10 protein-coding genes are annotated in these 12,268 nt (G+C 40.5%); 9 read left to right on the top strand and 1 reads right to left on the bottom strand.

What is annotated here, in order from left to right:
• The first annotated feature begins 7 nt into the window (after window positions 1–7).
• From ispG to VSAL_RS04115, 7 genes are all read left to right on the top strand, one after another.
• Complete coding sequence (gene ispG / locus VSAL_RS04085) at window positions 8–1,126, top strand: flavodoxin-dependent (E)-4-hydroxy-3-methylbut-2-enyl-diphosphate synthase (RefSeq protein WP_012549534.1); 1,119 nt, start codon at window positions 8–10, stop codon at window positions 1,124–1,126.
• Between the two features lie 40 nt (window positions 1,127–1,166).
• Window positions 1,167–2,435, top strand: a complete 1,269-nt coding sequence (gene hisS / locus VSAL_RS04090) for a histidine--tRNA ligase (RefSeq protein ID WP_044583192.1) — start codon at window positions 1,167–1,169, stop codon at window positions 2,433–2,435.
• An 11-nt stretch (window positions 2,436–2,446) separates the two neighbouring features.
• Window positions 2,447–3,058, top strand: a complete 612-nt coding sequence (locus VSAL_RS04095) for a YfgM family protein (protein WP_012549536.1) — start codon at window positions 2,447–2,449, stop codon at window positions 3,056–3,058.
• A gap of 10 nt (window positions 3,059–3,068) precedes the next feature.
• Window positions 3,069–4,226, top strand: a complete 1,158-nt coding sequence (bamB, locus tag VSAL_RS04100) for an outer membrane protein assembly factor BamB (protein ID WP_012549537.1) — start codon at window positions 3,069–3,071, stop codon at window positions 4,224–4,226.
• A gap of 180 nt (window positions 4,227–4,406) precedes the next feature.
• Window positions 4,407–5,909 (top strand): ribosome biogenesis GTPase Der, encoded by a 1,503-nt coding sequence (gene der / locus VSAL_RS04105; RefSeq protein ID WP_012549538.1) that lies wholly within the window; start codon window positions 4,407–4,409, stop codon window positions 5,907–5,909.
• Window positions 5,910–5,963: 54 nt separating this feature from the next.
• The gene (locus tag VSAL_RS04110; protein ID WP_012549539.1) at window positions 5,964–6,839 is read left to right on the top strand and encodes a metal-dependent hydrolase; all 876 of its coding nucleotides are present in this window, start codon (window positions 5,964–5,966) and stop codon (window positions 6,837–6,839) included.
• A gap of 296 nt (window positions 6,840–7,135) precedes the next feature.
• Window positions 7,136–7,372, top strand: coding sequence for a zinc ribbon domain-containing protein (locus VSAL_RS04115; RefSeq protein ID WP_012549540.1), 237 nt, complete (start codon window positions 7,136–7,138; stop codon window positions 7,370–7,372).
• Between the two features lies 1 nt (window position 7,373).
• On the opposite strand, the gene xseA is transcribed toward VSAL_RS04115, so the two are convergent.
• On the bottom strand, window positions 7,374–8,708 hold the full coding sequence (gene xseA / locus VSAL_RS04120; protein WP_012549541.1) for an exodeoxyribonuclease VII large subunit: 1,335 nt from the start codon (window positions 8,706–8,708) through the stop codon (window positions 7,374–7,376).
• 209 nt (window positions 8,709–8,917) lie between these two features.
• Here xseA and guaB point away from each other — a divergent pair, with 209 nt between their 5' ends.
• Both guaB and guaA read left to right on the top strand, forming a co-directional pair.
• Window positions 8,918–10,381, top strand: a complete 1,464-nt coding sequence (gene guaB, locus VSAL_RS04125) for an IMP dehydrogenase (protein ID WP_012549542.1) — start codon at window positions 8,918–8,920, stop codon at window positions 10,379–10,381.
• Window positions 10,382–10,597: 216 nt separating this feature from the next.
• On the top strand, window positions 10,598–12,151 hold the full coding sequence (gene guaA, locus VSAL_RS04130) for a glutamine-hydrolyzing GMP synthase (RefSeq protein ID WP_012549543.1): 1,554 nt from the start codon (window positions 10,598–10,600) through the stop codon (window positions 12,149–12,151).
• The last annotated feature ends 117 nt before the right edge of the window (window positions 12,152–12,268 follow it).

A 12,268-nucleotide genomic window follows, 5' to 3' on the forward strand; every position in this document is an offset into this window, starting at 1 on the left:
TGATTCCATGCATATAGAGTCTCCAATTAAACGTCGCCAATCTACTCGCATTTATGTGGGTAATGTTCCTATTGGTGATGGCGCACCAATCGCTGTTCAGTCTATGACGAATACGTTAACAACTGATGTTGCTGCTACCGTTGCACAAATTAATGCACTTCAAAAAGTCGGCGCTGATATTGTTCGTGTTTCAGTGCCAACAATGGATGCGGCAGAAGCCTTTAAGTTGATTAAACAACAGGTTTCGGTTCCATTAGTTGCTGATATCCATTTTGATTATCGTATTGCATTAAAAGTTGCGGAATATGGCGTGGATTGCTTACGTATTAATCCCGGTAATATTGGTAATGAACAACGAATTCGTTCTGTTGTCGATTGTGCAAGAGATAATAATATTCCGATTCGTATTGGTGTGAATGGCGGTTCATTAGAAAAAGACATTCAAGCTAAATATAAAGAACCGACAGCAGAAGCATTACTAGAGTCCGCAATGCGCCATGTCGATATATTAGATCGTATGAACTTTGACCAGTTCAAGGTCAGTGTCAAAGCTTCTGATGTCTTTTTAGCTGTCGATTCTTATCGTTTGCTAGCAAAACAGATAGTGCAACCATTGCACCTTGGAATTACCGAGGCAGGTGGTGCTCGTGCGGGTTCTGTTAAATCAGCCGTTGGTTTAGGTTTATTATTATCAGAAGGCATTGGCGACACATTACGTATTTCGCTAGCGGCAGATCCTATTGAAGAGATCAAAGTTGGTTTTGACATCTTAAAATCATTACGAATTCGTTCTCGTGGTATTAATTTTATTGCGTGCCCAACTTGTTCTCGTCAAGAGTTTGATGTTATTGCTACGGTTAATGAGCTTGAACAGCGTTTAGAAGACTTAATCACACCAATGGATGTATCTTTGATTGGTTGTGTCGTTAATGGCCCTGGCGAGGCGGAAGTGTCTCATATGGGAATTGCGGGAAGTTATCGTAAAAGTGCATTCTATGAAGATGGGATTCGTCAAAAAGAACGTTTTGATAACGACAATATCGTGGATAAGCTAGAAGCTAGGATCCGTGCAAAAGCAGCGATGTTATCAAAAGAAAATCAAATTGATATTAATCAGATCGACTGATTAATATCCAGATATAAATAAAACCCATTGGGAAGTGAACGTGGCTAAAGCAATCCAAGCAATTCGAGGCATGAATGACTGCCTTCCAACACAGTCGCCATTGTGGCACAAAGTAGAAGACAGCGTAAAACGCGTTATTAGTGCGTATGGCTATAGCGAAATTCGCATGCCGATTGTTGAACAGACGCATCTATTTAAGCGTGCTATCGGTGAAGTTACAGACGTTGTTGAAAAAGAAATGTATACGTTTGACGACCGTAATGGTGATAGCTTAGCGCTTCGTCCAGAAGGTACTGCAGGTTGTGTACGTGCAGGGATTGAGAATGGTTTGTTGTACAACCAAGAACAACGTTTATGGTACATGGGACCAATGTTCCGTCATGAACGCCCTCAAAAAGGTCGTTACCGTCAATTCCACCAAGTAGGTGTTGAAGTTTTCGGACTGAACGGTCCTGACGTTGATGCTGAACTTATCATGATGACAGCACGCTTGTGGCGTGAGCTAGGTATTGATAAGCACGTTCATTTAGAGCTTAACTCAATTGGTTCATTGGAAGCTCGTGCTAACTATCGTGTGGTATTAATTGAATTCCTAGAACAACATTTAGATATCTTGGATGAAGATTGTAAGCGTCGTATGTACACTAACCCAATGCGTGTTCTTGATACTAAAAACCCAGCAGTACAAGCTATTTTAGGTGATGCGCCTAAGCTGTCTGAGTATTTAGATGATGATTCAAAAGCACATTTTTCTGGATTATGTGAACTACTTGACGCTGCTGGCATCCAATATCAAGTTAATGAACGCTTAGTTCGTGGTTTAGATTATTATAACCGTACTGTTTTTGAGTGGGTAACTGAAAGTTTAGGCGCTCAAGGTACGGTATGTGCTGGTGGTCGTTACGATGGATTAGTTGAGCAATTGGGTGGAAAAGAGACTTCAGCAGTTGGCTTTGCTATGGGACTTGAACGTTTAGTTCTTTTAATGGAAACATTAGAATTAACAGACGTACGCCGCTCAGTTGATATTTATATGGTGACTTCTGGAGCAGACACATTAATGGCTGGTATGAAACTGGCTGAACGACTGCGTGAACAGGTTCCTGGATTACGAGTAATGTGTCACTTCGGTGGTGGTAATTTTAAAAAGCAATTTAAACGTGCAGACAATGCGGGTGCAGCGGTAGCTCTTATTTTAGGTGAGAGTGAAGTTGCAGAGCTAACTGTAAACGTAAAAGATTTACGTACTGGTGAGCAAGAGACATTCGCTCAAGCAGACGTATTCGCAAAATTAGCAGAATTGATTTAAGAGGATAGGACGTGGAAGCCTACGAAACTGAAGAACAACAAGTTGAAGCCATTAAAAGTTGGTGGAAAGAAAATGGCAAGGCTGTCGTAATTGGTGGTGTTGTTGGTATTGGTGCGATTCTAGGTTGGAAATATTACCAATCGATGCAAGTGACTGCGAAAGAAACGGCTTCTGCAGGTTACGAAAGAACATTGACGGCATTGCACACCTCTGGAGCTAAAGCTGAAGAAACGACTCAAACTTTTATTGCAGCACATGCGAAAAGTGAATATGCCGCATTGGCAGCACTTCAGTTAGCTAAAGTTCAAGTTGAAGCGAATCAATTAGATGCCGCATTAGAACAGTTGATTTGGATTTCAAACAACAGTAAAGATGATGCATTAGTCGCAATGGCTCAAGTTCGTGCTGCTCGTATTCAAGCGGAACAAAATAAGTTTGATGCTGCACTTACTACATTAGCTGGTGTTAAATCAACAAGCTGGTCTGCTCGTGTTGCTGAATTGAAAGGCGACATTGCACTGAGTCAAGGTGATATTGCAACCGCTCGTTCTGAATATACAGAGTCACTTCAAGATGGCATGAATCCATCTGTTCAAATGAAATTGGACGACTTAGCTGAGTAAGGACAACTGAATGCGTAAGGTGTTAAAAAAAGCGGCATTATGTACCTTTGGTTTCTCCATGCTTGTTGGTTGTGCGAGTGAAGAAGATACAATCGTAATGGCACCTGTTCCTGTTGTTCAGAATCAATTTGAACCAACAACGGAATGGACAAGTTCAATTGGTGATGGTGTTGGACACTATTTTTCACGTTTAACACCTGCATATGCTTACGATAAGATTTATGTCGCAAGTCGAGATGGTCTTGTTAAAGCACTTGACCCTAAAAACGGTAAAACCATTTGGGAGCAAGATTTAGAACAAGATGATACTGCTCGATTATCTGGCGGTCTGACGCTGACTTATGGAAAAGTATTCATTGGTTCTGAAAATGGAGAGATTATCACTCTTGATGCAGAAACGGGTGAAGAGCTTTGGCGTGAGAAAGTAGATGGTGAAGTTATTGCTAAACCATTAGCAGACGAAGGTTATGTAATCGTTCATACCAGTCGTGGGGCTTTGGTTGCATTTGATGCGGAAACCGGAACCGAAAAGTGGGAAATTAACAGTGAAGTTCCTAGTTTAACACTTCGTGGTGACAGTGCTCCAGTCAGTATATCTGGTGGTGTCTTTTGGGGAATGTCTAATGGACGTTTAGCAGCAGCATTGATGTCTAAAGGTCAATTATTGTGGCAACAACCAGTAGGAACACCAAAAGGAGCGACTGAAATTGATCGCCTTGTTGATGTCGATTCATCGCCATTAATCCTTGGTGGACGTTTATATACTATTGGCTATAACGGACAGCTGATTGCGTTAGATCTTCGTACTGGTCAACCTGCGTGGAAGCGTAATTACTCTTCTGCCATGGATATGTCTACGGATGGAAAGCGTCTTTTCCTAGTAACAGAAAAAGATCATGTTGTTGCCGTCGATGCACGAAGTGGTACTGAGCTTTGGAACAATAAAGAGCTAGAGTATCGTCAGTTAACATCACCAATTATCATCGATAATTATGTAGTTTTAGCGGATAACGAAGGTTATTTGCATTGGCTAGATAAAGAAAGCGGTTTGTTTGTTTCGCAACAAGAAATTGACAGCGATGGTATTGCGGTTTCACCGATAGTGGTTGGGGATAGTTTCCTAATTGTTACACGTGAAGGCGATATCAAAAAAATGCGAATTAAATAAGTTTTATTTGCTATAATTGTGAATTGGCTCCAAGTCCTTCTGACTTTGGAGCCTTTTATTGTTTTTAGATAGTGAAAGATAATCCAATTTGGTGATGGTTTTTATCCGTTCATATTAAAAAAACTATCATCAAATTGGTATTAGCTCGCGCTATGCCTATGATTAAATTAAGAGGTATATATGATTCCTGTTGTTGCTCTGGTAGGGCGTCCAAATGTTGGTAAGTCGACGCTGTTTAACCGTGTTACACGCACAAGGGATGCATTAGTTGCTGACTTTCCAGGCTTAACGCGTGACCGTAAATATGGTCGAGCTAAGTTAGAAGAGCAAGAATTCATTCTAATCGATACCGGCGGTATTGATGGAACAGAAGAAGGTGTTGAAACTAAAATGGCTGAACAGTCATTAGCTGCGATTGAAGAAGCTGATGTTGTGCTATTTATGGTTGATGGCCGTGCTGGTTTGACATCATCTGATGAAGCGATAGCAAAACACTTACGTTCTCGTGAAAAACCAACATTCTTAGTCGTAAACAAGATTGATGGTATTGATGCAGATGCGGCAAGTGCTGAGTTCTGGCAATTAGGTATGAGTAAAGTATACCAAATCGCCGCTTCACACGGTCGTGGTGTCACTTCTCTGCTTGAGCTTGCTCTTGCACCTTTTATGGAAGAGCTTGTTGAAGAATCTTTAAGAGATGAAAACGGTGAGATTACTGATCTGACTGAATTTGAAGATTTTGAAGACGAAGAAAAAGATCTTACAGAAGAAGATGCAGAGAAAGATTTTGCTCGTCTTCAAGATCAACCAATCAAACTTGCTATTATCGGTCGTCCTAACGTAGGTAAATCAACGCTAATTAACCGTATTTTAGGTGAAGAGCGTGTGGTTGTTTACGATATGCCAGGTACAACTCGTGACTCTATTTACATTCCAATGGAACGTGAAGGTCAAGAATATGTACTGATCGATACTGCGGGTGTTCGTCGTCGCGGTCGTATCAATGAAACCGTTGAAAAATTCTCAGTAATCAAAACATTGAAAGCAATCGAAGATGCTAACGTTGTTTTATTGGTTATTGATGCGCGTGAAAATATTTCAGATCAAGATCTAAGCTTGTTAGGCTTTGCATTGAACGCGGGTCGTTCTTTAGTTATTGCTGTTAATAAGTGGGATGGATTGAATAATGAAGTTAAAGAGAAAGTAAAATCAGAACTAGACCGTCGTTTAGGTTTTGTTGACTTTGCTCGTCTTCACTTTATTTCAGCATTGCATGGTACGGGTGTTGGTCATTTATATGAATCAGTACAAGAAGCCTATGTTTCTGCAACTAAGCGTGTAGGTACATCTGTTCTTACTCGTGTTATGAAGATGGCTCAAGATGATCACCAACCGCCAATGGTTCGTGGCCGTCGTGTGAAATTGAAATACGCGCACGCTGGTGGTTATAACCCACCACTTATCGTTATTCACGGTAACCAAGTAAAAGAATTACCTTCTTCTTACAAACGTTTCTTAATGAACTACTTCCGTAAATCATTAGAAATCATGGGAACACCAATTCGTATTCAATTCCAGAACAGCGAAAACCCATTTGAAGATCGCGGTGGTAAATTAACATTGTCTCAAGAGCGTCAACGTAAACGTCTTGTTGGTGCTGTTAAAAACCGCAATAAAAAATAAATTCAACTAAACGATAAACGCCCAATTAATTGGGCGTTTTTTTAGGTAAAAATCATGACTCAATTCTTTTCAACGGATGTTTTATTCTGTCATCAAACGTGGCAACACACCTCTGAAATTCAATTAATTAAAAAAACAGAACAAGGCCAATGGCTTGTTGTGAAAGAAACGCCTTTTCACCCTGTTAGTCATATTTGGCCAGATCACCCAGAAGATAAAGGAACGATTAGTACTCGTTCAAATGAATATCCAGTACTTGCTTGTCATACTGCTGCTATTGAATTATCGACGGGTACTCTATATACCAATAAAGAAATACCGATTAAACGAGGTGAAGAGGGCTGGGTGTTTGTTGTTGCTCATTTAGTTGAGAGTGCAGTGCCCGTTTCTCTTGGTGATAGCATTGAGTTAACGGTTGATGAAGAACATCAAAAAGCATTAAGCCGAGGACACAGTGCAGGCCATATTGCCTATCTTGCATTAAATAAAGCGCTTCATGCTAAGTATTGGCGTAAAGATGCAGACAGAAAAGATGAATTAGGTCATTACAATTTTAATAACTACGCCCAAGTTACAAGTTTTGTAACAGAAGACAATTGTGAAGACATTTATCGTTTAGGTAAAACACTTCGTAAGCGTGGATTAAACAGCGTTGAAATGCTAGATGATCTTTCTGCTATTGAGCATCAAATAAACCAACAGATTAAAGAGTGGTTATCATTAGGCAGTAAGGTAAGCATGAAGTGTGATGGTAAAGCGTTAACAGACTCACGTTATTGGATTGCTGATTTTGGTATAGATGGTAGTGCAAAATTGCCTTGTGGTGGAACACATGTTGCTTCATTTGATGAATATCAAGAAATTAAGGTGCAACTACAAGTTCAAGGTGAACAAGAATTATTGATGATAACGCAGTCCATAAAGCGATAATAGGAATACATAAATCGAAATTACATGAAGTGTAGAGTACGCTCTGTTATTTACGTAATTAAAGGTAATTCAACTGGAAGAGTCTTCTTGTTCTCTGATTGATGTACTGGATCTTTGTGTTTCACACATCATTATTGGTTTTTTATATCGTTTTAAATTGAAATACAGAATATGTAACTAATGCTTTCGGGGTGTGGTTATATAAATGTTCTTAAAGGGGATGATCGCTGATCAGATCCCTATAAGCGCAAAGATCTGCATTTGTTTAAAGTGAATAGTCGTAGAGGAAGTAAGTGATGCAAGTAAATCAATGCCCAAGCTGCCAATCAGAATTACGCTGGCAGAAAGAGGGTTATCATTGTGATTTTTGTCAGGTTGATTTTAAAAAAATCGCACATTGTCCTGACTGCAATAAAGAAATGGAAAAGCTTAACGCCTGTGGTGCGGCAAATTATTTCTGCCATGAGTGTAATGAGCTGAAGTCAAAATCACGAGTAAAGACTGAGTTAGTACAATTAAGCGATAAGCTGTAAGTTACTTATCGACTGTTGATTGTACTTCACCATCAACAAAGCGGGTCGTAATGGTATCACCAGTATGAACCTGCTGAGTTGATGTTATGAGACTGCCTGATGCATTACGTGTAATTGAATAGCCTCGCTTTAATGTTGCAAGAGGGCTTACGGTATCCAGTTTTTCAGCAGCTAAAGCAAGCTGATGACGTTGCATCAGTAAGTTTCTGTCCATTGAATCTAAAAGACGACGCTTTAATGTCTCTATACGTTGCTTATCTTGGTGTACTTTTCTTGCGGGAGATAAATTACTAAGACGTAAAGAAAGGTTTTCTATTTTATGCTGATTACGCTCTAGTCGCTGTTGAATATGATTTTCTAAGCGTTGATTAAGATCGTCTAAACGTTGGCTTTGTGTATTTAATTGAAGTTGAGGATGTTGTTTTTCAATTCTAAATTGATATGTCGAAAGTCGTTTTTGTTGTTGGGATAAATAACGTTCAATAGCACTGCGTAAACGACGTTTTTGATGCGAGACTATCTGCAATTGAGAAGAGAGATCTCGACTCACTAGTTCTGCCGCAGCAGAAGGTGTTGGGGCACGTACATCGGCAACAAAATCAGCGATAGTGACATCAATTTCATGACCTACAGCACTGACGATTGGTATCTGACTGGCAGCAATGGTTCTTGCCACAATTTCTTCATTAAAGCACCAAAGATCCTCTAATGAACCGCCTCCACGGCCAACGATCAAAATATCACATTCATTACGGCTATTTGCTCGTCCAATGGCTTGCGCTATTTGAATGGCGGCATTTGTGCCTTGAACTAAGGTTGGATAAATGATGACAGGAAGATTTGGATCTCGTCGTTTTAATACGTTTAAAATATCAAAAAGAGCCGCGCCTGTTTTAGACGTAATAATACCGACACATTTCGGTTGCTCTGGTAAGGCCTTTTTAGCGGTCTGAGCGAATAAGCCTTCAGCGGCTAATGACATTTTTAAGTGATCGAATTCTTGTTGAAGACGACCATCCCCTTCAGCTTGCATGCTTTCAATGATTAACTGATAGTCACCACGAGGCTCATATAAAGAGAGACGAGCTTTAACAAGTACTTGCTTACCATTCTGAGGTTTAAACGTTACGCGACGATTATTGCCTTTAAACATGGCACATTTGACTTGAGCTTGGCTGTCTTTAAGAGTGAGATACCAATGGCCAGAAACGGGCATTGTAAGGTTAGACACTTCACCAACAAGCCAAACAATTCCCATTTCATTTTCTAATAATAAACGAACTTCAGAATTCAATCGGGAGACTGTAAAGATGCGGGGATTAGAATCGAGAGACATGAGAATGCCTTAGACATGAATATAGGAATTAGCGGCAATATAATACATATCAAGGGGGTAATTGCAAATTAAAAATAAATAAATGTCTAGCCAAGCGTTTGCGCAGTGCGTATAATCCGTCTGCAATATCAAATCCAAAACACTTTATTATGCGAAACGATAAAGTGGGATTTATTTCTTTTAACACCTTATGTTGTGAGATATTGCAAATGCTACGAATCGCAAAAGAAGCTTTAACCTTCGATGACGTTTTACTCGTCCCAGCACACTCTACTGTTCTTCCTAACACCGCTGATATTCGCACTCAGTTAACGAAGAGCATCTCTCTAAATATCCCAATGATTTCAGCATCAATGGATACCGTGACAGAAGCGCGTCTTGCTATTGCGTTAGCGCAAGAGGGTGGCATCGGTTTTATCCACAAAAACATGTCAATTGAACAGCAAGCTGAAGAAGTTCGCTTAGTAAAAATCTTTGAAGCAGGCGTTGTCTCTGCTCCAGTAACCGTTCGTCCTGACGCAACTATTCAAGATGTGAAAGATCTGACTGAAAAACACGGTTTTGCTGGCTTCCCTGTAGTAACTGAAACTAACGAACTAGTTGGTATCATTACTGGTCGTGATGTTCGTTTCGTAACAGACTTATCTAAGAAAGTTGACGTTGTAATGACGCCAAAATCACGCTTAGCTTCTGTTAAAGAAGGAGCAACTCGTGAAGAAGTTCAAGAGAAAATGCATGAAGCTCGCGTTGAGAAAGTATTGGTAGTGAACGATGAGTTCCAACTAACTGGTATGATCACAGCAAAAGATTTCCATAAAGCAGAACGTAAACCGAATGCATGTAAAGACGAACGTGGTCGTCTACGTGTTGGTGCTGCTGTTGGTGCGGGTGCTGGTAACGAAGAGCGTGTTGCTGCTCTTGTTGAAGCGGGTGTTGACGTTCTACTTATCGATTCATCACACGGTCACTCAGAAGGCGTTTTACAACGTATTCGTGAAACTCGTGCTGCTTTCCCTGATCTACAAATCATTGGTGGTAACGTTGCGACTGGTTTAGGCGCTCAAGCATTAATCGATGCTGGCGTAAGTGCGGTTAAAGTCGGTATTGGCCCGGGTTCAATTTGTACTACTCGCATTGTAACTGGTGTTGGTGTTCCTCAAATTACGGCAATTTCAGACGCAGCTGAAGTGGCAAATGCTCACGGCATTCCTGTTATTGCAGATGGCGGTATTCGTTACTCTGGTGATATTTGTAAAGCAATCGCAGCTGGCGCATCATGCGTTATGGTTGGCTCAATGTTTGCTGGTACAGAGGAAGCTCCGGGTGAAGTCATTCTTTTCCAAGGTCGTTCATACAAATCTTACCGTGGAATGGGCTCTCTGGGTGCAATGTCTCAAGGCTCTTCAGACCGTTACTTCCAATCCGATAATGCAGCGGACAAACTTGTCCCTGAAGGTATTGAAGGCCGCATCGCGTATCGCGGTCGTCTAAAAGAGATCGTTCACCAACAAATGGGTGGTTTACGCTCAAGCATGGGCCTAACGGGTTCTGCAACGATTGAAGACATGCGTACTAAAGCAGAATTTGTAATAATCTCAGGTGCGGGTATGAAAGAATCACACGTACATGATGTTCAGATCACAAAAGAAGCACCAAACTACCGTTTAGGTTAGAAAAAGCGCCTAGGTTAATTTTTCTTAGTTTTTGTAGAATCTTACGGTTTCGTTGTTAAAGGTACTCGTTTGCACATTGTAAATGTTGTACCTTCTCTTCGAGTTCGAGTGATTCTGCTTTGAAATATGAGAAAAATACTTTGTACCAAATTCAATTTTAAGCGTGTGGTTTTATAGTAAAACCACACTAAATAAATGACTTTTTGAGAAAGACTAATGACGACTAATATCCACGCTCAACGCATTCTTATTTTAGATTTTGGTTCTCAATACACGCAGCTTGTTGCGCGTCGTATCCGTGAGATTGGTGTTTACTGTGAGCTTTGGAGCTGGGATGTAGAAGAATCGGATATCCGTGACTTCAATCCTGATGGCATCATCTTATCTGGTGGTCCAGAAAGTGTGACAGAAGCAAATTCTCCACGAGCTCCTCAATATGTATTTGATTCTGGTGTTCCTGTATTCGGCGTATGTTACGGCATGCAAACAATGGCAGAGCAGCTTGGCGGTAAAGTAGCAACGTCTACTGAACGTGAGTTTGGCTATGCCGCAGTTCAAGTAACTGGCGAATCAGCGTTGTTTAAAGATCTTGAAGCAACTCAAGATGTTTGGATGAGCCACGGTGATAAAGTTGTTGAGATCCCATCTGATTTCGTAAAAATTGCAGAGACAGAAACGTGTCCTTACGCTGCAATGGCAAACGAAGAGAAGAAATACTATGGTGTTCAATTCCACCCAGAAGTAACACACACTAAAAATGGTCTAAAAATGCTTGAGAACTTTGTTCTTAACGTATGTGGTTGTGAAGGTCTGTGGACTTCTGCATCAATCATTGAAGATGCCATTGCTCGCATTAAAGAACAAGTGGGTGACGATGAAGTTATTCTTGGTCTTTCTGGTGGTGTTGATTCATCTGTGGTTGCGATGCTTGCTCACCGTGCGATTGGCGATAAACTAACGTGTGTATTTGTTGATAACGGTTTACTTCGTTTAAATGAAGCAGAACAAGTAATGGAAATGTTCAGTGAAGGCTTTGGTCTTAAGATCATTCATGTTGAAGCTGAAGAACGTTTCTTAAGCGCTCTTAGTGGTGAATCAGATCCAGAAGCTAAGCGTAAGATCATTGGTCATGTGTTTGTTGATATTTTTGACGAAGAGTCTAAGAAATTATCAAATGCTAAGTGGTTAGCTCAAGGGACCATTTATCCAGATGTTATTGAGTCTGCGGCGTCTAAAACGGGTAAAGCACACGTTATTAAATCTCACCATAACGTTGGCGGCCTACCTGATGACATGGAAATGGGTCTTGTTGAACCGTTACGTGAATTGTTTAAAGATGAAGTTCGTAAGATTGGTCTAGAATTAGGTCTTCCATACAACATGCTTTATCGTCACCCGTTCCCTGGGCCCGGTCTAGGTGTACGTGTTCTTGGTGAAGTTAAGAAAGAGTACTGTGATTTACTTCGTCGTGCTGATGCGATCTTTATTGAAGAACTTCATAATGCTGATCTTTACAATAAAGTATCTCAAGCATTCACGGTATTCTTACCAGTACGCTCTGTTGGCGTAATGGGTGATGGCCGTAAATACGACTGGGTTGTCTCTCTACGTGCGGTAGAAACCATTGATTTCATGACAGCGCATTGGGCACATTTACCATACGATTTCTTAGGTAAAGTATCTAACCGTATTATTAATGAAGTTGGTGGTATTTCTCGTGTTGTTTACGATATTTCAGGTAAACCACCAGCGACGATTGAGTGGGAATAATTTTCACTTAACTTGCTAATGTATATCAAATAAACAGAAAGCGCCGAAAGGCGCTTTTTTTGTTTCTATTGTAATGCAGTTATTAAGTTTGTTAGTTATATGTTTCACTGAAACATT

The sequence above is a fragment of the Aliivibrio salmonicida LFI1238 genome, from assembly GCF_000196495.1.
In the GTDB taxonomy this organism is placed as follows: Bacteria; Pseudomonadota; Gammaproteobacteria; order Enterobacterales; family Vibrionaceae; genus Aliivibrio; species Aliivibrio salmonicida.

Coding starts and splice junctions, on each gene's coding strand:
- ispG (WP_012549534.1), top strand. CDS start 8: ATGCATATAGAGTCTCCAATTAAACGTCGCCAATCTACTCGCATTTAT.
- bamB (WP_012549537.1), top strand. CDS start 3,069: ATGCGTAAGGTGTTAAAAAAAGCGGCATTATGTACCTTTGGTTTCTCC.
- der (WP_012549538.1), top strand. CDS start 4,407: ATGATTCCTGTTGTTGCTCTGGTAGGGCGTCCAAATGTTGGTAAGTCG.
- VSAL_RS04110 (WP_012549539.1), top strand. CDS start 5,964: ATGACTCAATTCTTTTCAACGGATGTTTTATTCTGTCATCAAACGTGG.
- VSAL_RS04115 (WP_012549540.1), top strand. CDS start 7,136: ATGCAAGTAAATCAATGCCCAAGCTGCCAATCAGAATTACGCTGGCAG.
- xseA (WP_012549541.1), bottom strand. CDS start 8,708: ATGTCTCTCGATTCTAATCCCCGCATCTTTACAGTCTCCCGATTGAAT.
- guaB (WP_012549542.1), top strand. CDS start 8,918: ATGCTACGAATCGCAAAAGAAGCTTTAACCTTCGATGACGTTTTACTC.
- guaA (WP_012549543.1), top strand. CDS start 10,598: ATGACGACTAATATCCACGCTCAACGCATTCTTATTTTAGATTTTGGT.